19 protein-coding genes and 2 tRNA genes are annotated in these 20,563 nt (G+C 53.4%); 6 read left to right on the top strand and 15 right to left on the bottom strand.

The features are described 5' to 3' along the window. The first annotated feature begins 5 nt into the window (after window positions 1-5). Both rhlB and gppA read left to right on the top strand, forming a co-directional pair. A complete protein-coding gene (gene rhlB, locus AC3G3F_RS22180; protein ID WP_000047525.1) occupies window positions 6-1,271 on the top strand; it encodes an ATP-dependent RNA helicase RhlB in 1,266 nt (421 codons plus the stop codon). Window positions 1,272-1,407: 136 nt separating this feature from the next. After that, window positions 1,408-2,889, top strand: coding sequence for a guanosine-5'-triphosphate,3'-diphosphate diphosphatase (gene gppA / locus AC3G3F_RS22175; RefSeq protein WP_023247372.1), 1,482 nt, complete (start codon window positions 1,408-1,410; stop codon window positions 2,887-2,889). Window positions 2,890-2,928: 39 nt separating this feature from the next. Here the strand turns inward: gppA and rep are convergent, their stop codons facing one another. The 4 genes from rep to AC3G3F_RS22155 all read right to left on the bottom strand — a co-directional run bounded on the left by rep (window position 2,929) and on the right by AC3G3F_RS22155 (window position 7,254). Then, window positions 2,929-4,953 (bottom strand): DNA helicase Rep, encoded by a 2,025-nt coding sequence (gene rep, locus AC3G3F_RS22170; RefSeq protein ID WP_053528820.1) that lies wholly within the window; start codon window positions 4,951-4,953, stop codon window positions 2,929-2,931. A 99-nt stretch (window positions 4,954-5,052) separates the two neighbouring features. Beyond that, entirely contained in the window at window positions 5,053-5,781 is a 729-nt protein-coding gene (gene pnuC, locus AC3G3F_RS22165) for a nicotinamide riboside transporter PnuC (RefSeq protein ID WP_001804215.1), read from the bottom strand. Continuing rightward, on the bottom strand, window positions 5,781-6,524 hold the full coding sequence (locus AC3G3F_RS22160) for a nucleoside phosphorylase (protein ID WP_023247370.1): 744 nt from the start codon (window positions 6,522-6,524) through the stop codon (window positions 5,781-5,783). Before AC3G3F_RS22160 ends, pnuC begins: the two co-directional genes overlap by 1 nt. Window positions 6,525-6,552: 28 nt before the next feature. Then, the gene (locus AC3G3F_RS22155) at window positions 6,553-7,254 is read right to left on the bottom strand and encodes a Crp/Fnr family transcriptional regulator (RefSeq protein ID WP_024149609.1); all 702 of its coding nucleotides are present in this window, start codon (window positions 7,252-7,254) and stop codon (window positions 6,553-6,555) included. A gap of 193 nt (window positions 7,255-7,447) precedes the next feature. Between AC3G3F_RS22155 and ppiC the strand changes: the two genes are divergently transcribed. Further along, complete coding sequence (ppiC, locus tag AC3G3F_RS22150) at window positions 7,448-7,729, top strand: peptidylprolyl isomerase PpiC (RefSeq protein ID WP_001140255.1); 282 nt, start codon at window positions 7,448-7,450, stop codon at window positions 7,727-7,729. 166 nt (window positions 7,730-7,895) lie between these two features. Here ppiC and ilvC read toward each other — a convergent pair whose 3' ends face one another. After that, entirely contained in the window at window positions 7,896-9,371 is a 1,476-nt protein-coding gene (gene ilvC, locus AC3G3F_RS22145; RefSeq protein ID WP_070802876.1) for a ketol-acid reductoisomerase, read from the bottom strand. Between the two features lie 154 nt (window positions 9,372-9,525). Between ilvC and ilvY the strand changes: the two genes are divergently transcribed. Then, window positions 9,526-10,416 (top strand): HTH-type transcriptional activator IlvY, encoded by an 891-nt coding sequence (gene ilvY / locus AC3G3F_RS22140; RefSeq protein ID WP_063390929.1) that lies wholly within the window; start codon window positions 9,526-9,528, stop codon window positions 10,414-10,416. A gap of 21 nt (window positions 10,417-10,437) precedes the next feature. On the opposite strand, the gene ilvA is transcribed toward ilvY, so the two are convergent. The 7 genes from ilvA to ilvL form a co-directional block, all read right to left on the bottom strand. Then, entirely contained in the window at window positions 10,438-11,982 is a 1,545-nt protein-coding gene (gene ilvA, locus AC3G3F_RS22135) for a threonine ammonia-lyase, biosynthetic (protein ID WP_053528828.1), read from the bottom strand. Between the two features lie 2 nt (window positions 11,983-11,984). Beyond that, window positions 11,985-13,835: a dihydroxy-acid dehydratase gene (gene ilvD, locus AC3G3F_RS22130; protein WP_488395776.1), complete on the bottom strand. Its 1,851-nt coding sequence runs from the start codon at window positions 13,833-13,835 to the stop codon at window positions 11,985-11,987. 160 nt (window positions 13,836-13,995) lie between these two features. After that, window positions 13,996-14,925 carry a branched-chain-amino-acid transaminase gene (gene ilvE, locus AC3G3F_RS22125; protein WP_053528823.1) on the bottom strand — a complete coding sequence of 310 codons (930 nt, stop codon included), beginning with the start codon at window positions 14,923-14,925 and terminating at the stop codon, window positions 13,996-13,998. A 17-nt stretch (window positions 14,926-14,942) separates the two neighbouring features. Then, window positions 14,943-15,206 carry an acetolactate synthase 2 small subunit gene (gene ilvM / locus AC3G3F_RS22120; protein WP_000983260.1) on the bottom strand — a complete coding sequence of 88 codons (264 nt, stop codon included), beginning with the start codon at window positions 15,204-15,206 and terminating at the stop codon, window positions 14,943-14,945. Then, window positions 15,203-16,849 (bottom strand): acetolactate synthase 2 catalytic subunit, encoded by a 1,647-nt coding sequence (gene ilvG / locus AC3G3F_RS22115; RefSeq protein WP_023247361.1) that lies wholly within the window; start codon window positions 16,847-16,849, stop codon window positions 15,203-15,205. The genes ilvM and ilvG overlap by 4 nt, the downstream gene beginning before the upstream one ends. Window positions 16,850-16,851: 2 nt before the next feature. Next, window positions 16,852-16,902, bottom strand: coding sequence for a peptide IlvX (ilvX, locus tag AC3G3F_RS22110; RefSeq protein ID WP_193394364.1), 51 nt, complete (start codon window positions 16,900-16,902; stop codon window positions 16,852-16,854). Window positions 16,903-16,988: 86 nt separating this feature from the next. Beyond that, window positions 16,989-17,087, bottom strand: a complete 99-nt coding sequence (gene ilvL, locus AC3G3F_RS22105; protein ID WP_024149608.1) for an ilv operon leader peptide — start codon at window positions 17,085-17,087, stop codon at window positions 16,989-16,991. A gap of 351 nt (window positions 17,088-17,438) precedes the next feature. Here ilvL and AC3G3F_RS22100 point away from each other — a divergent pair, with 351 nt between their 5' ends. Then, on the top strand, window positions 17,439-18,959 hold the full coding sequence (locus tag AC3G3F_RS22100; protein WP_053528826.1) for a YifB family Mg chelatase-like AAA ATPase: 1,521 nt from the start codon (window positions 17,439-17,441) through the stop codon (window positions 18,957-18,959). 24 nt (window positions 18,960-18,983) lie between these two features. On the opposite strand, the gene maoP is transcribed toward AC3G3F_RS22100, so the two are convergent. Next, entirely contained in the window at window positions 18,984-19,322 is a 339-nt protein-coding gene (gene maoP, locus AC3G3F_RS22095) for a macrodomain Ori organization protein MaoP (RefSeq protein ID WP_000840996.1), read from the bottom strand. A gap of 106 nt (window positions 19,323-19,428) precedes the next feature. On the opposite strand from maoP, the gene hdfR reads away from it, so the two are divergent. Next, window positions 19,429-20,277, top strand: a complete 849-nt coding sequence (gene hdfR / locus AC3G3F_RS22090; RefSeq protein WP_077944465.1) for an HTH-type transcriptional regulator HdfR — start codon at window positions 19,429-19,431, stop codon at window positions 20,275-20,277. Window positions 20,278-20,369: 92 nt separating this feature from the next. On the opposite strand, the gene AC3G3F_RS22085 is transcribed toward hdfR, so the two are convergent. Together AC3G3F_RS22085 and AC3G3F_RS22080 are read right to left on the bottom strand one after the other, a co-directional pair. Beyond that, a tRNA-Trp gene (locus AC3G3F_RS22085) sits at window positions 20,370-20,445 on the bottom strand. Window positions 20,446-20,453: 8 nt separating this feature from the next. Further along, window positions 20,454-20,530: transfer RNA gene (locus tag AC3G3F_RS22080), tRNA-Asp, on the bottom strand. Between the last annotated feature and the right edge of the window lie 33 nt (window positions 20,531-20,563).

Raw genomic sequence — 20,563 nt, 5'->3', positions numbered from 1 at the left:
ACACTATGAGCAAAACACATTTAACAGAACAGAAGTTTTCCGACTTCGCCCTGCACCCACAGGTGGTTGAAGCCCTTGAAAAAAAAGGGTTTTATAATTGTACGCCCATTCAGGCACTGGCCCTTCCGCTAACGCTGGCGGGTCGTGACGTTGCAGGGCAGGCGCAAACCGGTACCGGGAAAACGATGGCGTTTCTGACGTCAACGTTTCATTATTTACTTTCTCATCCCGCGATCGACGATCGCAAGGTGAACCAGCCGCGCGCGCTGATCATGGCACCGACGCGTGAATTAGCCGTACAAATTCACGCCGACGCGGAACCGTTGGCGCAAGCGACAGGCTTAAAATTAGGCCTGGCTTACGGCGGCGATGGTTACGACAAACAGCTTAAAGTGCTGGAAAGCGGCGTTGATATTCTTATCGGTACGACGGGCCGACTGATCGACTACGCCAAACAAAATCACATTAACCTCGGCGCCATTCAGGTCGTCGTACTCGATGAAGCCGATCGCATGTACGATTTGGGCTTTATTAAAGATATCCGCTGGCTGTTCCGTCGTATGCCGCCGGCTGCGCAGCGTCTGAATATGTTGTTCTCCGCCACCCTGTCTTACCGGGTTCGCGAACTGGCGTTTGAACAGATGAACAACGCCGAATATGTTGAAGTTGAACCGGAGCAAAAGACCGGCCACCGCATTAAAGAAGAGCTTTTCTACCCCTCTAATGAAGAGAAAATGCGTTTACTGCAAACGCTGATCGAAGAAGAGTGGCCAGATCGCGCCATTATTTTCGCCAACACCAAGCATCGTTGCGAAGATATCTGGGGACATCTGGCGGCAGACGGCCATCGTGTTGGTCTGTTGACCGGCGACGTCGCGCAGAAAAAGCGCCTGCGGATTCTGGATGAGTTCACCCGCGGCGATCTGGATATTCTTGTGGCGACCGATGTTGCGGCGCGCGGGCTGCATATTCCCGCCGTAACGCACGTCTTTAACTACGATCTGCCGGACGATTGTGAAGACTATGTTCACCGTATCGGTCGTACCGGTCGCGCAGGCGCCAGCGGACATTCCATCAGTCTGGCTTGCGAAGAATATGCGCTGAATTTGCCCGCCATTGAGAGCTATATCGGCCACTCGATTCCGGTCAGCAAATACAATCCGGAAGCGCTCATGAACGATCTGCCCAAGCCGTTGCGCCTGACGCGTTCGCGCCCTGGCAATGGTCCGCGCCGCGCTGGCGCTCCGCGTAATCGTCGTCGTTCAGGTTAAGAAAAGTTATGCCATACACAAAATCATTTAGCCTGTATCAAGGCGGCAAGAAAACGAATCCCGATAAGCTTACTTTAGTAAGTGATTTGGGGGAGAGTACGCAGCCAACACGGATACAGGTTGAAGGATGAAGTGTATGAATTCTACCTCGTTGTATGCAGCCATTGATCTCGGTTCCAATAGTTTTCATATGCTGGTCGTACGTGAGGTGGCGGGAAGCATCCAGACGCTGACCCGAATAAAACGCAAGGTGCGTCTGGCCGCTGGTCTGAACAGCGACAACCGACTTTCAGCCGAAGCGATGGAACGCGGCTGGCAATGCCTGCGCCTGTTTGCTGAACGTTTGCAGGATATTCCACAGCCGCAAATCCGCGTGGTTGCCACCGCAACATTGCGTCTCGCCGTCAATGCGGGTGAATTTATCGCAAAAGCGCAGATCATCCTCGGTTGTCCGGTGCAGGTTATCAGCGGCGAAGAAGAGGCGCGGCTGATTTATCAAGGTGTCGCTCATACCACTGGCGGCGCAGATCAGCGGCTGGTGGTGGATATCGGCGGCGCCAGTACTGAACTGGTTACCGGCACTGGCGCACAAACCACGTCGCTGTTTAGCCTGTCGATGGGCTGCGTAACGTGGCTTGAACGCTATTTTAGCGATCGTAATCTGGCGCAAGAAAACTTTGATGATGCGGAGAAGGCCGCGCGCGATGTGCTGCGTCCGGTCGCCGATGAACTGCGTTTTCATGGCTGGAAAGTCTGCGTGGGTGCCTCCGGCACCGTACAGGCATTGCAGGAAATCATGATGGCGCAGGGGATGGACGAGCGCATTACGCTCGCCAAACTGCAGCAGCTAAAACAACGCGCGATACAGTGCGGGCGTCTGGAAGAGCTGGAAATCGAAGGCCTGACGCTGGAACGCGCGCTGGTTTTCCCAAGCGGGCTGGCTATTCTGATCGCGATATTTACCGAGTTGAACATCCAGTGCATGACGCTGGCAGGCGGCGCGTTACGCGAAGGGCTGGTGTATGGGATGCTGCACCTGGCGGTGGATCAGGATATCCGCAGCCGCACGCTGCGAAACATTCAGCGTCGGTTTATCGTCGATACCGATCAGGCGAATCGCGTAGCGAAGCTGGCGGATAACTTCCTCAAACAGGTAGAAAATGAATGGCATATTGAGCCTATCAGTCGTGAACTGTTGCTTAGCGCCTGCCAGTTGCATGAGATCGGTCTGAGCGTTGATTTTAAACAGGCGCCCTATCATGCCGCCTATTTAGTACGCCATTTGGATCTGCCTGGCTATACGCCCGCGCAGAAAAAGTTGCTCGCTACCCTCTTACTGAATCAGACCAATCCGGTCGATCTCTCTTCGCTTCATCAGCAAAACGCGGTACCACCCCGTGTTGCGGAACAGCTATGCCGTTTGCTGCGACTGGCGATTCTCTTTGCCGGTCGCCGTCGTGACGATCTGGTACCAGAAATTACGCTACAGGCGCTAAATGAAAATCTGACGTTAACCTTGCCTGACGGCTGGCTGGCGCATCACCCGCTGGGTAAAGAGTTGATTGATCAGGAAAGCCAGTGGCAAAGCTATGTACACTGGCCGCTGGATGTTCGCTAAACGTAGTCTGATTTCCGGATGGCGCTTCGCTTATCCAGCCTACGGTTTCGCTCGCTTTGCCGCCATCATGGCTTTTAGATTAGCCAGGTGACTTTGCCCTTTTTGCATTCGTTCTTCGGCGCTCACCACTTTGCGCTCCTGCTCCCAGATTAAATCATCCTGCGGCAGTTCCAGCAGGAAGCGACTGGGTTCCGGGCGTACCAGTTCCCCATACTGACGGCGCTCTTTACATAATGTAAAGGTGAGCTCTTTCTGCGCGCGGGTGATCCCGACATAGGCCAGCCGACGCTCTTCCTCAATATTATCTTCGTCAATGCTGCTTTGATGCGGCAAAAATCCTTCTTCCATTCCCACCATATACACATACGGGAATTCCAGCCCCTTCGAAGCATGAAGCGTCATCAACTGTACCTGATCCAGCTCTTCTTCGCTCTCGCCTCGCTCCATCATATCGCGCAGCGTAAAGCGTGTAACCACCTGGGTCAGCGTCATCGGCTCATCAAGTTCGTTGCCTTCCAGCATTTCGGTCATCCAGCTAAAGAGCTGGTTAACGTTTTTCATACGCATTTCCGCCGCTTTGGGACTCGGCGAGGTTTCGTACAACCAGGATTCATAATCAATACCGTGGATGAGATCGCGCACGGCGGCGATAGGCTCGCGTTCGGCCAGACGCTGGATTTCCCCCAGCCAGTGGGTAAAACGCGTCAATGAATCGTAACCACGCCCGGTCAGCTTCTGGCTAAGCCCCATATCAAAGCTGGCGGTAAACAGGCTTTTATTACGCGTCATTGCCCATTCACCCAGCTTTTGCAGAGTGGCCGAACCGATTTCGCGTTTTGGCGTATTCACGATGCGCAGGAAAGCGCTGTCATCATCCGGGTTGGTCAACACCCGCAGGTAGGCCAGCAGGTCTTTAATCTCAGGACGGGAGAAGAACGATGTGCCGCCGGAAATTTTGTACGGAATACGGTTCTGCATGAGGAATTTTTCAAATACCCGCGACTGATGGTTCCCGCGATACAGAATGGCGTAATCCTTGTACTGGGTCTTGTTCACAAAGTGATGGGCAATCAGTTCGCCGGTAACGCGCTCAGCTTCATGCTCTTCATTGTTTGCGCTTAACACTTTGAGTTCCGCGCCGTAACCGAGTTCGGAAAAGAGGCGTTTTTCAAAGACGTGCGGATTATTGGCGATAAGAATATTCGCCGCTTTCAGAATGCGGCCCGAAGAGCGATAGTTTTGTTCCAGCTTGATCACCTGCAACGCCGGGAAATCCTGGCTCAGTAACACCAGGTTTTGTGGGCGCGCCCCACGCCAGGAGTAGATAGACTGATCGTCATCGCCCACCACGGTAAAGCGCGCACGTTGCCCGACCAGCAGCTTAACCAGCTCATACTGGCTGGTATTAGTATCCTGATATTCATCCACCAGTAGATAACGAATTTTATTCTGCCAGCGCTCGCGTACCTCGTCATTGCGTTGCAGCAGCAGCGTCGGCAGCAGAATCAAATCATCAAAATCGAGAACGTTACATGCCTTCATATGGGCGTCATAAAGCCCGTAGCTGTGGGCAAAAATACGATCGCGTTCACCTTTTGCCTCCGCCGCTGCCTGCGCAGGCGTTTTGAGATCGTTTTTCCAGTTGGAGATCGTGGAGATCAGCTGTTGTAACAGAACCTTGTCGTCTTCGATCAGGCCTTCGGTCAGCTCTTTGAGCAAGGCGACCTGGTCGGTATCGTCAAACAATGAAAAGTTCGATTTCATCCCCAGCGCAGCGTACTCGCGCTTAATAATATCCAGCCCTAGCGTATGAAAGGTGGAGATCATCAAACCGCGCGCTTCCTTACGACCGAGCGTCTGCCCGACGCGTTCTTTCATTTCGCGCGCCGCTTTATTAGTAAACGTCACCGCCGCAATATGCCGGGCCTGATAGCCGCATCCGCGGATCAGGTGGGCGATTTTATTGGTAATTACGCGAGTTTTACCAGAACCCGCCCCAGCCAGCACCAGGCAGGGTCCGGTGACGAATTCGACAGCGTGTTGTTGGCCGGGATTTAAACGCATGGGAATAGTGCTCAATCTTCGAACGGGGGAGGGATTGTAGCAGAAAGCGAGGCTCAGAGAAGACCAGGCTGCCTTTTCTGGCAGCCTGGAAAAGGTCAATCAGCAGGCTCTGGCGGCAAGCGGCGTATAGCCATTACGCTGCGCACTCTTGATCCAACTGTAAGAACCCATTAGCGCGATCGCCGTCAGCAGAACATACTCAAGCGACATCGCATAAACGCCTTGTACCGCATAGATCACAACACTAATCACATCAATAATCACCCACAGCAGCCAGTTTTCCACGTACTTGCGGGTCATCAGCACCATCGCCGCAATCGACAACACCAGCATGGTGGAATCCCAGAACGGGAACGCGTCCGGCTGGAGTTCAGGCATCGCCACCTGAATACCTACCGTTTGCAGCAGGGCGAGCATAACGCGGGTCAACATAGCAAAGACCGGATCGATAAACCACGTCATCAGCAGAATGGCGATAATACATATGCCCCCCAACCTCCATGTTTGTTGACGAGAGAGCCAGCGTACTTTCAGAGCGGCTTCCTGGGCGTCATTCTGCCGGCTCCATGCGTACCAGCCGTAAATATTCGCCGCAAAGAAAAACACCTGAAGTAGCAAGCTGGCATATAGTTGAATCTGAAAAAAGATGGCGGCAAACAGAGTGACGTTAATCAAGCCAAACAGGTAATTAATGATTTTTTCCCGGCTGGCGCACCAGATGCACAATAAGCCAAAGACGGTGCCGATAGCCTCAATCCACGACAGCGCATACCCACCCTCGCCGAGAGGAATGTTGACCATTACATTGTTAATGCTGAAAAAGTCCATCATTGCTCCCCTTGCAAACTATCGAAATAAATGGCCTGAAGCGCCAGAGAAATCTGGCGCTCTTCACCTTGCTGGCACAAGGTTTCCTGCTGAACATAATGGTTAATACTGCTCTCCAGACAGCCATTATGCGCGACGACCACGTTTAGTAACGACGCTGTACGCAGCCCACGTAACGCCCCCACGACCATCAGCGCGGCGGTTTCCATATCCGCGCCGAGAACCCCCCGGGCCGACCATTCGGCATCCAGTTCAGCTTCGCGATCGGTATAAAAGCTGTCATGGCTGCGTACCAGTCCACAAACGGCAGAGATGTTCATCTGTTTCGCCTGCTGTATCAGCGTGGCGGTAAGATACGGGTCCGCACAGGCCGGATAACTGGCGGGCGCATAGGTTTTGCTGGCGCCGTCGTCAGCCACCGCGCCGTGGGCGATGATCACATCGCCCAACGCCAGCGAGTCCTGCAACGCGCCGCAACTACCGATACGGATTAGCGTGTTGACACCAACCTGGCGTAACTCCTCGATGGCGATAGCGGTTGATGGTCCGCCGATTCCCGTGGAAAGCACGACTATTTCAACGCCCCGATACCAGCCGCACGCCGCGCGAAATTCCCGGTTTTGCCCCAAAATTTTAGCCTTATCAAGAAAACGGGCGATTCTATCCACCCGCCCGGGATCGCCGGGCAAAAGCGCATATTTCGCGCAGGTCATGCTTGTGTTAAGCCGAATATGGGGTTGCATCTCCCGTCTCCTTATTGTTCTGAGAGGTTCAGATTTCCGCCTCCTGTTTGAGTTTTTCAGGAGCCAGTAAAATGATCCGCTCACCGTCGGTATCGATAATGTTCAGCGATTTCAGATCGTGCAGTATCCGGTTGATACTGCGCGTCGTCGCCGCAAATTCCTGACCAAGATTCTGCTTATCAAGCAAAATAATGGTTGATTCATATTGTTGATAACGCAGCCATAATGCCTGGCATACGCGCTGATGCAGCGAGTACAAATTGTCGCTACTGGCCTTTTTCGACAACTGGTAATACTGTTGACTGAAAAACCGCAGCATTCGCTGGTTAAAATGGTTATCCAGCGTTAGCCAGCGGCAAAAATGCGCTTGCGGCAGGCTGAGTAGCTGTACATTGCCGACGGCTACGACAGAACAGATGTAATGCCGCGACTCAAATATCTCCAGCTCGCCCAGCATGTCGCCTTTGCCATAACGCGCCTGCCGGTAACGGCGTCCATCTTCAGCTTCGTAAAAAACATCCACTTCGCCGGCCACGATGAGCGAAAATTGCTGGCATATTTCCCCCTGGCGGCAGATAAGCGCGCCGCGGGAAATGTCGTCAAATCGCCAGCACTGCATGATTTCCAGCGGACAATATTTGAGTAATTCATAGAGCACAGGGTCGCGTACGACCTGGCGTAGCCCTAAAAGCCAGTCGTCTGGAAATTCTGCGTTTTTCATTATGTTCATGGTATCTCGCCCCTTGTCAGAAAGGACAGGACCGCCGTCCCGCACATCCGCAATACGCCCGCTAAAAATGCCGCTTATCTCCCGGTTCATTAAATCAGGCGGGACATCTGTCCTGTAATGGCGAAGAGTATATGTCTGACAGCCTAAGGAGTGATAAAGTGACGGCCAATCTTTGCGACGTGAGAACACAATAATGGCAAAAACGGCAGCAGCGCTGCATATCCTTGTAAAAGAAGAGAAACTGGCTTTAGATCTTCTGGAGCAAATTAAAAACGGCGGCGATTTTGAGAAGCTGGCGAAGAAGCATTCTATCTGCCCATCCGGTAAAAAAGGCGGTCATTTAGGCGAATTTCGTCAGGGCCAGATGGTTCCGGCATTCGATAAAGTGGTCTTTTCCTGCCCGGTACTGGAGCCAACCGGCCCACTGCACACCCAGTTCGGCTATCACATCATTAAGGTGCTGTACCGAAATTAAAAGACCGGTGTCTAATTGCACCGGTTTTTTATCTCAAAGCCTTCCCCTAAGGATTTCAACTTGCAGGAAGGCGGCAAGTGAGTACAGCCCCAGGAGCATAGATAACTATGTGACTGGGGTGTACGAACGTAGCCAACGCATCTGTAAGTTGAAAGACGACGGGGTATTATCCGGCGACGGCAATACGCTTCATATCCGTCATATAACCGCGCAGTTTCTGGCCCACCTTCTCGATAGCATGACTGCGAATCGCGTTGTTCACGTCGCGAAGCTGTGCGTTGTCTACCGCGCCTTCCGGGATAGCGTTACCCAGATCGCCCGGTTGCAATTCCGCCATAAACGGTTTCAACAGCGGTACGCAAGCGTAAGAGAACAGGTAGTTACCGTATTCTGCGGTATCGGAGATCACGACGTTCATTTCATACAGGCGCTTACGGGCGATAGTATTCGCGATCAGCGGCAGCTCGTGCAGGGATTCGTAGTAAGCAGACTCTTCGATAATGCCGGAATCGACCATGGTTTCGAACGCCAGCTCAACGCCCGCTTTCACCATCGCGATCATCAGTACGCCTTTGTCGAAGTATTCCTGCTCGCCGATTTTACCTTCAAACTGCGGTGCGGTTTCGAACGCGGTTTTGCCGGTCTCTTCACGCCAGGTCAGCAGTTTCTTATCATCGTTAGCCCAGTCCGCCATCATACCGGAAGAGAATTCACCGGAGATGATGTCGTCCATATGTTTCTGGAACAGCGGCGCCATGATCTCTTTCAATTGCTCGGACAGCGCGTAAGCGCGCAGTTTCGCCGGGTTAGACAGACGGTCCATCATCAGGGTGATACCGCCCTGCTTCAGCGCTTCGGTGATGGTTTCCCAGCCGAACTGAATCAGTTTTTCCGCATACGCCGGGTCAGTGCCTTCTGCCACCAGCTTGTCGAAGCACAGCAGAGAACCAGCCTGCAACATACCGCACAGAATGGTCTGCTCGCCCATCAGGTCGGATTTCACTTCCGCGACAAAGGAAGATTCCAGCACGCCCGCGCGGTGACCGCCAGTTGCAGCGGCCCAGGCTTTGGCAATCGCCATGCCTTCGCCTTTCGGATCGTTTTCCGGGTGAACGGCGATTAGCGTCGGTACGCCGAAGCCACGCTTGTATTCTTCACGTACTTCGGTACCCGGACACTTCGGCGCCACCATCACCACGGTAATGTCTTTACGGATCTGCTCGCCCACTTCCACGATGTTAAATCCGTGGGAGTAGCCCAGCGCAGCGCCGTCTTTCATCAGCGGCTGTACGGAGCGTACCACGTCAGAGTGCTGCTTGTCCGGCGTCAGGTTAACCACCAGGTCCGCCTGCGGGATCAGCTCTTCATAGGTTCCCACTTTAAAGCCGTTTTCGGTCGCTTTGCGCCAGGAAGCACGCTTTTCAGCAATGGCTTCTTTACGCAGGGCGTAGGCGATATCCAGGCCGGAGTCGCGCATGTTCAGGCCCTGGTTCAGACCCTGCGCGCCGCAGCCGACGATAACCACTTTTTTACCCTGAAGGTAACTTGCGCCATCGGCGAATTCATCGCGACTCATAAAGCGGCATTTACCCAGTTGCGCCAACTGCTGGCGCAAGTTCAGTGTATTAAAGTAGTTAGCCATGGTGATACCTCATGATGTTGTGTTGTGGTGCTTATTATTCGGTTCGCTTTTGCGAGATTGAACCCACTATATGACAGGAAATTTATTGCGGAAATTGATATATTCACAACGTTATGTTGCGGTTTATGCAACGTCAAAAAACGGAGGTCTGTCTGTGGATTTACGCGATCTAAAAACGTTCCTGCATCTGGCGGAAAGCCGCCACTTTGGCCGCAGCGCGCGGGCAATGCACGTCAGCCCCTCCACGCTTTCCCGCCAGATACAACGCCTGGAAGAAGACCTCGGGCAGTCGCTGTTTGTGCGCGATAACCGCACCGTGACGCTCACTGACGCCGGGGAGGAACTGCGAGTGTTCGCCCAGCAAACGTTATTACAGTATCAGCAGCTACGCCATACGCTCGACCAACAGGGACCATCGCTCTCCGGTGAATTGCATATCTTTTGTTCAGTGACCGCCGCCTACAGCCACCTGCCGCCGATCCTCGACCGCTTCCGCGCCGAGCATCCCTCCGTCGAAATTAAGCTCACCACCGGCGACGCCGCCGACGCGATGGAGAAGGTAGTGACGGGAGAAGCGGACCTGGCAATCGCCGGCAAACCAGAAACGCTGCCGGGCGCGGTGGCGTTTTCGATGCTGGAGAATCTGGCTGTTGTGCTGATCGCCCCGGCGCTGCCCTGCCCGGTACGTAGCCAGGTCGCGGTAGAAAAACCGGACTGGGCGACGGTGCCGTTTATCATGGCCGATCAGGGGCCGGTACGTCGCCGCATTGAACTGTGGTTCCGTCGGCATAAAATCAGTAATCCATCGATTTACGCCACGGTGGGCGGTCATGAGGCGATGGTATCAATGGTCGCATTGGGCTGCGGTGTGGCTTTAATTCCGGAGGTTGTACTGGAAAACAGTCCGGAGCCGGTACGTAATCGTGTGATGATTTTAGAACGTAGCGATGAGAAAACGCCGTTTGAACTGGGCGTGTGCGCACAAAAAAAGCGGCTGCATGAGCCGCTTATTGATGCGTTCTGGAACTTACTGCCTGGCCACTAATGCGAGATGGCGGCGCTTCGCTTAGCCCGCGAGGAAGAACCGGAACGCCGGGTTATTGCTCTCATCATGACATTCATAACCCAGTTCATAGAGCCGGGTTTCGAAATCCGGCTCATGATCGCCCAACTCGAACGCCGCCAGCACGCGGCCATAATCGGTACCGTGGCTACGGTAATGAAATAGCGAAATATTCCAGTGCGTGCCAAGCGTATGCAGGAATTTAAGCAACGCGCCGGGCGACTCCGGAAATTCGAAGCTATACAAACGCTCCTGTAACGGCTTGGAGGGACGGCCACCGACCATATAGCGCACATGCAGTTTCGCCATTTCATCGTCGGAGAGATCCACTACGCTATAACCGCCGTCGCACAGTTGGGTGATAATCTCTTTTCGCTCCTCCAGACCCTGACTGACGCGTACGCCGACAAAAATACAGGCATTTTTCGCGTCGGCAAAACGGTAGTTAAATTCTGTGACCATACGCCCGCCAAGCAACTGGCAGAATTTGAGGAAGCTACCCTTTTCTTCCGGAATGGTCACTGCCAGTAACGCTTCGCGCTGTTCCCCTAGCTCGCAGCGTTCAGACACATAGCGCAAGCCGTGGAAGTTGACGTTGGCGCCGGAAAGGACGTGCGCCAGGCGTTCGCCGCGAATATTGTGCTGGGCGATATATTTTTTCATCCCCGCCAGCGCCAGCGCGCCGGACGGCTCCGCCACTGCACGCACATCTTCAAACAGATCTTTCATCGCCGCGCAGATAGCGTCGCTATCCACGGTGACAATATCATCAAGGTATTCCTGACACAGCCGGAACGTTTCGTCGCCGATGCGTTTTACCGCCACGCCTTCAGCAAACAACCCAACGCGCGGGAGATCCACTGGATGACCTGCTTCCAACGCCGCTTTCAGGCAGGCGGAATCTTCCGCTTCGACGGCAATAACTTTGATTTGCGGCATCAATTGTTTGATCAGTACCGCTACGCCCGCCGCCAGGCCGCCGCCGCCAACCGGCACAAAGACACGATCGAGATGCGAATCCTGCTGAAGCAGCTCCAGCGCCAGCGTGCCCTGCCCGGCGATCACCATTGGGTGATCAAACGGCGGCACCCAGGTAAAACCCTGCTGCTGCGCCAGTTCAATAGCTTTCGCTTTCGCTTCATCAAAATTAGCGCCGTGCAACAGCACTTCGCCGCCAAAACCGCGTACCGCATCGACTTTAATATCTGCCGTTGCTTTTGGCATGACGATCAGAGAGTTAACGCCAAGCCGCGCGGAGGAAAACGCCACGCCCTGTGCATGGTTCCCCGCCGAAGCGGTAATCACGCCGTGGGCTTTTTGTTCTTCGGTCAATCCGGCCATCATCGCGTAAGCGCCGCGCAACTTAAAGCTATGTACCGGCTGCCGGTCTTCGCGTTTGACGAGAATAACGTTGTCCAGACGTGACGAGAGCTTTTCCATTTTTTGCAGCGGCGTCACCTGCGCCGCTTCGTATACTGGCGCGCGTAGCACTGCGCGCAGATACTCCGCCCCTTCCGGTGCGGCTGACAGAGGTTGAGATTCCGCCATCATCAACCTCCCAGTTTCGATTTATCGCGCACCGCGCCTTTATCGGCGCTGGTCGCCAGGCTGGCGTAGGCACGCAGGGCAAACGAAACCTGACGCTGACGATCTTTCGGCGTCCAGGCTTTATCACCGCGAGCCTCCTGCGCCTCGCGGCGTGCGGCGATTTCAGTCTCGCTCAACTGCAACTGAATACTGCGGTTCGGGATATCAATCGCAATGGTGTCGCCATCTTCAATCAGCGCAATAGTGCCGCCGCTGGCCGCTTCCGGCGAGACGTGGCCGATGGAAAGACCCGAAGTACCGCCGGAGAAACGCCCATCGGTGATGAGCGCGCAGGCTTTGCCCAGCCCCATCGACTTCAGGAAGCTGGTCGGATAGAGCATTTCCTGCATTCCCGGCCCGCCTTTCGGCCCTTCGTAGCGGATCACGACCACATCGCCTTCCACTACTTTCCCGCCGAGAATCGCCTCTACCGCGTCGTCCTGGCTTTCATACACTTTTGCCGGGCCGGTGAAGGAGAGAATGCTGTCATCCACGCCTGCGGTTTTCACAATGCAGCCGTTTTCGGCGAAGTTGCCATACAGCACCGCCAGACCACCGTCTTTGCTATAGGCATACTCCAGCGAGCGGATGCAACCCTCTGCGCGGTCGTCATCCAGCGAATCCCAGCGACAATCCTGCGAAAACGCTTTAGTCGTGCGAATGCCCGCAGGCCCGGCGCGGAACATCTGTTTCACGGCTTCATCTTCCGTCACCATAACGTCATACCGCTCAAGCGTTTGCGGCAGCGTCAGGCCTAATACGTTTTTCACATCACGGTTCAACAGACCCGCACGATCCAGCTCGCCCAGAATGCCTAAGACGCCCCCCGCGCGGTGGACATCTTCCATATGATACTTCTGCGTGCTCGGCGCCACTTTGCACAACTGCGGGACTTTGCGGGAAAGCTTATCGATATCGCTCATTGTAAAGTCGATTTCTGCTTCCTGCGCCGCCGCCAGCAGATGCAGAACGGTATTGGTCGAACCGCCCATCGCAATATCCAGCGTCATAGCGTTTTCGAACGCCGCCTTGTTGGCAATGTTTCGCGGCAGTGCGCTTTCATCATCCTGCTCGTAATAGCGTTTAGTCAGTTCAACAATCCGCTTACCAGCATTGAGGAACAACTGCTTCCGGTCAGTGTGAGTCGCCAGCAACGAACCGTTGCCCGGCTGCGACAGGCCCAGCGCTTCGGTCAGGCAATTCATGGAGTTAGCGGTAAACATGCCAGAGCAGGAGCCGCAGGTTGGGCACGCGGAGCGTTCCACCTGGTTACTTTGATCGTCAGAGACCTTCGGATCCGCCCCTTGAATCATGGCATCAACCAGATCCAGCTTGATAATTTTATCTGAAAGCTTGGTTTTCCCGGCTTCCATCGGTCCGCCGGAGACAAAGATCACCGGAATGTTCAGGCGCAGCGAAGCCATCAACATGCCTGGGGTGATTTTGTCACAATTGGAGATACACACCATCGCGTCGGCGCAGTGAGCGTTCACCATGTACTCAACGGAGTCGGCGATCAGCTCGCGCGATGGCAGTGAATAAAGCATCCCCCCATGACCCATCGCGATGCCGTCATCCACGGCAATAGTGTTGAACTCTTTCGCCACACCGCCGGAAGCTTCAATCTGTTCGGCGACCAGCTTACCGAGATCGCGCAGATGAACGTGACCCGGCACAAACTGAGTGAATGAGTTCACCACGGCGATAATCGGTTTGCCAAAATCACTGTCGGTCATTCCGGTGGCGCGCCACAGCGCGCGGGCACCCGCCATATTACGGCCATGGGTGGTGGTGGCGGAACGGTATTTAGGCATGCTTTATTTACTCCCCATCTTTTCCCTTCATACTTCACGCCACAGGCGCGTTGGCTGCCTCACTCACCCCAGTCACTTACTACAGTAAGCTCCTGGGGATTCGCTGCGTTGCCGCCTTCCTGTGACGCAAATTATTTTGGGAAAATATTAATTTTATTTATTATGAATTTACCTGATCCAACCAGCCCCATTTATCCTCGGTTTCTCCAGTGAAGAGACCAAAGAAGGCTTGTTGAATACACTTGGTAACAGGACCGCAGCGGCCTTCGCCTACCTGGATACCATCAACGCTGCGTACCGGAGTAATCTCTGCCGCTGTTCCGGACATAAACACTTCGTCGGCCAGATACAGCGATTCACGGGACAGCACCTGCTCGCGCACTTCAATACCCAGCTCTTTCGCCAGTTTGATGATCGCGTCGCGAGTAATGCCTGGCAACGCGGAAGAGGTAAACGGCGGAGTAAACAGCACGCCATCTTTTACCTCAAACAGGTTTTCGCCTGCGCCTTCGGAGATATAGCCGTTTACATCCAGAGCAATGCCTTCCTGATAGCCGTGGCGGCGCGCTTCGCTACCCACCAGCAGTGAGGAAAGGTAGTTCCCGCCCGCTTTGGCGGCGGTCGGAATGGTGTTCGGTGCAGCGCGATTCCAGGAAGAAACCATCGCATCGATCCCCTGATCCAGCGCTTCGGCGCCCAGGTATGCCCCCCACGGGAACGCGGCAATGATGACGTCAGTGGTGTATCCCGGGGGCGGATTAACGCCCATACCGACATCGCCCACAAATACCAACGGACGGATATAGGCGCTGGTCAGATTATTTTTACGAATCACGGCGCGGCAGGCTTCCATCAGTTCATCAATACTCTGGGAAACCGGAAAACGGTAAATTTTTGCTGAGTCGCGCAGGCGCTGCATATGTTCACGATGACGGAACACCACCGGGCCTTTGTGAGAGTCATAGCACCGAATCCCTTCAAATACCGACGTACCGTAGTGCAACGCATGAGACATTACGTGAACCTTCGCGTCTTCCCAGCGCACCATCTCGCCATTGAACCAAATGTAATCAGCTTTTTTCGTCGTCATTTTTCTTCCTTTTGCGCTCAGGCGCGGATTTGTTGTGATGTGGCAGCGCTCTGGCAGATCGCGACATGCGCAACATCTACCAGTTTACTTAACTGACTAAACAGTAAGTCGACCGACCGGGGACTGGCAACGGTCAATTCAATATTTATATTCTGCGCATCGGTCGCGGCTTCCATATTCATGGAGCACACCTGAAAACCACGATGGCGCACCACGCGTAAAACACGTTCTAAGGTTTCTGGATTAAAGCGTGCCGATACATTGACCTGATGTTGCATCATGATAATTTCTCCAGCATTTCAGAGTTACTGGCGCCAGGCGGCACCAACGGCCAGACATTTTCAAGTTCGTCGATTGAGACGTGAAGCAGGTACGGACCTTCGCTTGCCAACATCGTGTCAAGTGCCGCTTCAACCTGGTCTTTACGAGTAATGTGCTGGCCTTGAATGCCGAAGGCGCTGGCCAGCATGAGGAAATCGGGGTTATCGGTGAGGGTGGTTTCGCTATATCGTTCCTGGAAAAACAGTTGCTGCCATTGTCGAACCATCCCTAACCGCTGGTTGTCGAGTAAGACTATCTTCAACGGTAACTGCTTGCGTTTTACGGTGCCCAACTCCTGAACATTCATCATGAAGGAGCCGTCACCGGAGATACAGATAACGGTATCATTCGGTCGCGCTACCTGTGCGCCAACGGCAGCAGGCAGACCAAAGCCCATCGTCCCCAGACCGCTGGAGGTAATGAAATTCTCCGGGCGGGTGTAAGTCATATGCTGGGCTGACCACATCTGATGCTGTCCCACATCCGTCGTCACCACACTGTCTGCGGGTTTGCGTTCCGACAATTGCTTCAACAACAACGGCGCATAGATAGCCTCTCCAGGATGGTCATAGCGCCAGGCGTGCTCGGAACGCATTGCAGCGTTATGCTGCCGCCACTCATCGATAGATAACGGTTGCTGTAACGCAGGTAACAGCGTATTCAGATCGCCCTGTAACGCTACGTGCGCCTGGCGTAATTTGTTCAATTCGGCCTGATCAATATCTAAATGGATCACACTGGCGTTCGGCGCAAACGTATTCAGCTTACCGGTCACCCGGTCATCAAAACGCGCCCCGACGGCAATCAGCAGATCGCACTGCTGCACCGCGTAATTTGCGGCTTTGGCACCGTGCATTCCCAGCATTCCCAGATAGTACGGATAATCAGCTTCAACAGCGCCCAGCCCTTTCAGCGTACAGGTAACCGGCATTTGCGTTACCGCGATAAATTTACGCAGCGCCGGAACCGCCTGCGCCATACCAACACCGCCGCCGACGTACAGCATCGGCTTCTGCGCCTGCGCCAGCATGTTACGCGCCTTCTCAACCGCGGTATGGGGGAATATCGCTTCGTTAGCAACGGTAGTGAACCAGGGCTCCAGCGCTCCGCTGGCTAACTGGATATCTTTAGGGATATCCACCAGAACGGGTCCGGGACGGCCAGCATTGGCGACTTCAAAAGCCTCTGCCATGATACGAGGCAGCTCTGCCAGCGACTGCACCAGAAAGCTGTGCTTGGTACATGCCAGCGACAGCCCTAACACATCCACCTCCTGGAACGCATCGGTGCCGATGAACGGAGCGGAAACCTGACCCGTGATCGCGACGACGGGTACCGAATCTAACAACGCATCCGCCAGGCCAGTGATCAGGTTAGTGGCGCCAGGGCCGGAGGTGGCGATACAAACACCGGTTTTACCGGTAGAACGGGCATAACCGATCGCAGCCATCACCGCGCCCTGCTCATGACGGCACAACAGATGCTCCACACCACCGTCATACAACGCATCGTAAACCGGCATAATTGCGCCGCCAGGATAACCAAATACGGTTTTCACCCCCTGAGCTCGCAAAGCATGTACCACCCACTGTGCCCCGTTCATAGTTACATCCCCGTCATAATTCTGGAGAAACAGAATTTTATGCTGTTATTCACGATCTGCTCCTCGCTTAAGTTTTTCAGGCCAAAAAAAACCCCCGGACCTTTCGGTGCGGGGGTCTTAGTTCGTTAAGGCTTGATTTCTAAGCCTTTCCTCGTCCAAGTGCAGCCCCGCACGGTGGGATAATAATCACCACCACGCTAATCACGACCAGGCTAATCACTTGTAGAAGGGCTGTCATTTTTGTCTATTCTTGCATCTTGTTCGAAGGAATACCTAAAGAGTTACCATAGGTTTCGCCAATAGCACAAGATATTTTTTTAACCACGTTTCAGATAGTGCAGGTGTATACCTAAAAGCTCTTTGTTTTTTATAAGAAAAATTAGCAACTGAAAAATTTTCACGTTTTCTTCCCTCTTTTGGTGCGCTTTCCCTCCTGTTTTCCTCCTTTTCGCTTCTGCGAGTGTTCTTCCAGATTTATGTTTATTACCTGAAAATGACGCCAAAATTCAGGAATCCACCACTAAAAAACAAAAAATCAGTAATTCAATGTTCTCTTCTATTCCGCATAATCCACGCAACAGGAGGGATTATGTCACTGTCGATTGTTCATACCCGCGCCGCACTTGGCGTCAATGCGCCGCCTATCACTATAGAGGTGCATATCAGTAATGGGTTACCGGGATTAACTATGGTAGGCCTACCGGAAACCACGGTAAAAGAGGCGCGTGATCGGGTACGCAGTGCGATCATTAATAGCGGATATGAATTTCCGGCTAAAAAGATAACCATTAACCTTGCTCCAGCCGATCTACCGAAAGAAGGCGGAAGGTATGACCTGCCTATTGCTGTTGCGCTTCTGGCCGCGTCTGAGCAGCTTACGGCGTTGAATCTTGAGGCATATGAGCTGGTAGGTGAGTTAGCGCTTACAGGCGCATTACGCGGCGTTCCTGGCGCAATATCAAGCGCAACTGAAGCCATCAGGGCTGGCAGAAATATTATCGTCGCAACAGAGAACGCGGCGGAGGTTGGGCTTATCAGCAAAGAAGGTTGTTTTATCGCCGATCATCTACAAACCGTCTGCGCCTTTCTGGAAGGGAAGCACGCCCTGGAAAGACCCTTAGCCCAGGATATGGCATCGCCTACCACAACTGCCGATCTTAGCGATGTAATCGGTCAGGAGCAGGGTAAACGCGGCCTGGAGATTACAGCGGCAGGTGGACATAACCTGTTATTGATCGGCCCGCCGGGTACGGGTAAAACCATGCTGGCCAGTCGACTGAGCGGGATTCTTCCACCATTAAGTAATGAAGAGGCGTTGGAAAGCGCCGCGATCCTCAGTCTGGTTAATGCAGATACGGTACAAAAACAATGGCAGCAACGTCCCTTTCGCTCACCTCATCATAGCGCCTCACTTACTGCTATGGTCGGCGGCGGCGCAATACCCGCACCGGGAGAGATATCGTTGGCGCACAACGGAATTTTGTTTCTTGATGAATTGCCTGAATTTGAGCGACGCACACTGGATGCACTACGTGAACCTATAGAATCCGGCCAAATTCATTTATCTCGCACCAGAGCGAAAATAACGTACCCTGCCAGATTCCAGTTAATCGCCGCAATGAATCCCAGCCCGACCGGACATTATCAGGGAAACCATAATCGCTGCACGCCAGAACAGACACTACGTTACCTTAATAGGTTGTCAGGCCCGTTTCTTGATCGTTTCGACCTTTCGCTTGAGATACCGCTTCCTCCGCCCGGGATTCTTAGCCAACACGCCTCAAAGGGTGAGAACAGCGCTACGGTAAAAAAGCGGGTCATCGCCGCCCAGGAGCGGCAGTACCAACGCCAGAAGAAGTTAAACGCGCATCTGGAAGGTCGCGAGATCCAAAAATACTGTGTTTTACATCACGATGACGCCCGCTGGCTTGAGGGCACGCTGGTGCATCTTGGATTATCCATTCGCGCCTGGCAGCGCTTGCTAAAGGTGGCCAGAACCATTGCCGACATAGAACAGGCAGACAGTATCTCGCGTCAGCATTTGCAGGAGGCGGTAAGCTATCGGGCGATAGACAGGTTGTTAATTCATTTGCAAAAGCTATTGGCGTAAAAAAAGGGCATTACGCCCTTTTTATTAATCATCAGCTTCGGTGTAGTCTTCTGCGCCTTCAACTTGCGGCTTGCCGCCAGACAAGGTGTGAAAGCGTTTTGGGCGCTTGATACGCGTCATATACTTAGACCAGACGCGTTCTGCATCCGTTACCGGCTCGCGTTCACCGCGACATACCGCTACAAACAGCTTCTCTTCTTCAGTTACTGGCTCACGCTTACCAAGATCCAGATCATTAAAGGCATGACCATGACGCTCAAGCAATTGTGCCTCTTTAATCGTGAAATCCCCATGACGAGAGAATCCACGTGGATAATGTTTATTGTCAAAATATCGATTAGTCGTCGTAAAGCTTTCCGCCATCCTGCACGCTCCTAATTCTTTGTCTGAGCTATTTATGGCGCGGAGTATTAGTTACGCTTGACAGAGTGTAAAACAAAACATTTAAATCATAACGACAAATAATTTTGTGGAGAGCACAGTGGATACGGAATTGTTAAAAACTTTCCTGGAAGTTAGCCGGACGCGACATTTCGGGCGGGCCGCAGAAGCACTTTACCTGACGCAATCCGCGGTGAGCTTCCGTATCAGGCAACTGGAGAATCAACTGGGCGTAAACCTCTTTACGCGGCACAGAAACAATATCCGTTTAACCGCGGCTGGCGAAAAGCTTTTACCGTATGCGGAAACGCTGATGAATACGTGGCAGGCGGCGCGTAAAGAGGTGGCGAATACCTCGCGTCATAACGAGTTTTCCATTGGCGCCAGCGCGTCTTTATGGGAGTGTATGCTTAACGACTGGCTGGGCCGACTGTACCAACTACAGGAGCCGCAAAGCGGCCTGCAATTCGAAGCCAGAATCGCTCAACGGCAATCGCTTGTGAAGCAACTTCATGAACGCCAGCTTGATCTCCTCATTACTACCGAAGCGCCCAAAATGGATGAATTCAGCAGTCAACTGTTAGGGCACTTCACTCTGGCGCTATATTGCAGCAGCCCTGCCCGTATGAAATCAGAACTCAATTATCTGCGGCTGGAGTGGGGACCAGACTTCCAACAGCATGAAACAGGATTGATCGCAGCAGATGAAGTGCCGGTATTAACAACCAGCTCAGCCGAACTCGCCCGACAGCAGCTTAGCGCATTAAATGGCTGTAGCTGGCTTCCTGTAAACTGGGCAAACGAAAAGGGCGGATTACATACCGTTGCCGATAGCGCAACGCTTTCAAGGCCGCTATACGCCATTTGGCTGCAAAACAGCGATAAATATTCGCTTATCCGCGATCTGTTAAAAACTGATGTGCTGGATGAAAAATGAAAATGATGAAGAGAAAAAGAAGGGAGTTTACGATTACCTGACCAGGTAATTTTAGGCAAAAAAAATCCTTAGCATCTGCTAAGGATTATTTCTGGCAGGGGCGGAGAGACTCGAACTCCCAACACCCGGTTTTGGAGACCGGTGCTCTACCAATTGAACTACGCCCCTAATTAGGGTGGCGGAACGGACGGGACTCGAACCCGCGACCCCCTGCGTGACAGGCAGGTATTCTAACCAACTGAACTACCGCTCCACCGAATTCTTTTACTTTACTACCACCGGCTGT

This window comes from Salmonella sp. FC25216, assembly GCF_057751355.1.
Note: the sequence above shows the minus strand (reverse complement) of the source record. Positions and strands in the feature narration are given on the sequence as shown.

Excerpts from the sequence above, each read along its gene's own strand:
- maoP (WP_000840996.1), bottom strand. The coding sequence starts at position 19,322 with ATGGCGGAAAGCTTTACGACGACTAATCGATATTTTGACAATAAACAT.
- ppiC (WP_001140255.1), top strand. The coding sequence starts at position 7,448 with ATGGCAAAAACGGCAGCAGCGCTGCATATCCTTGTAAAAGAAGAGAAA.
- rep (WP_053528820.1), bottom strand. The coding sequence starts at position 4,953 with ATGCGTTTAAATCCCGGCCAACAACACGCTGTCGAATTCGTCACCGGA.
- ilvA (WP_053528828.1), bottom strand. The coding sequence starts at position 11,982 with ATGGCGGAATCTCAACCTCTGTCAGCCGCACCGGAAGGGGCGGAGTAT.
- rhlB (WP_000047525.1), top strand. The coding sequence starts at position 6 with ATGAGCAAAACACATTTAACAGAACAGAAGTTTTCCGACTTCGCCCTG.
- pnuC (WP_001804215.1), bottom strand. The coding sequence starts at position 5,781 with ATGGACTTTTTCAGCATTAACAATGTAATGGTCAACATTCCTCTCGGC.
- gppA (WP_023247372.1), top strand. The coding sequence starts at position 1,408 with ATGAATTCTACCTCGTTGTATGCAGCCATTGATCTCGGTTCCAATAGT.
- AC3G3F_RS22160 (WP_023247370.1), bottom strand. The coding sequence starts at position 6,524 with ATGCAACCCCATATTCGGCTTAACACAAGCATGACCTGCGCGAAATAT.
- ilvL (WP_024149608.1), bottom strand. The coding sequence starts at position 17,087 with ATGACAGCCCTTCTACAAGTGATTAGCCTGGTCGTGATTAGCGTGGTG.
- ilvM (WP_000983260.1), bottom strand. The coding sequence starts at position 15,206 with ATGATGCAACATCAGGTCAATGTATCGGCACGCTTTAATCCAGAAACC.
- ilvD (WP_488395776.1), bottom strand. The coding sequence starts at position 13,835 with ATGCCTAAATACCGTTCCGCCACCACCACCCATGGCCGTAATATGGCG.
- ilvG (WP_023247361.1), bottom strand. The coding sequence starts at position 16,849 with ATGAACGGGGCACAGTGGGTGGTACATGCTTTGCGAGCTCAGGGGGTG.
- AC3G3F_RS22155 (WP_024149609.1), bottom strand. The coding sequence starts at position 7,254 with ATGAACATAATGAAAAACGCAGAATTTCCAGACGACTGGCTTTTAGGG.
- AC3G3F_RS22100 (WP_053528826.1), top strand. The coding sequence starts at position 17,439 with ATGTCACTGTCGATTGTTCATACCCGCGCCGCACTTGGCGTCAATGCG.
- ilvE (WP_053528823.1), bottom strand. The coding sequence starts at position 14,925 with ATGACGACGAAAAAAGCTGATTACATTTGGTTCAATGGCGAGATGGTG.
- ilvC (WP_070802876.1), bottom strand. The coding sequence starts at position 9,371 with ATGGCTAACTACTTTAATACACTGAACTTGCGCCAGCAGTTGGCGCAA.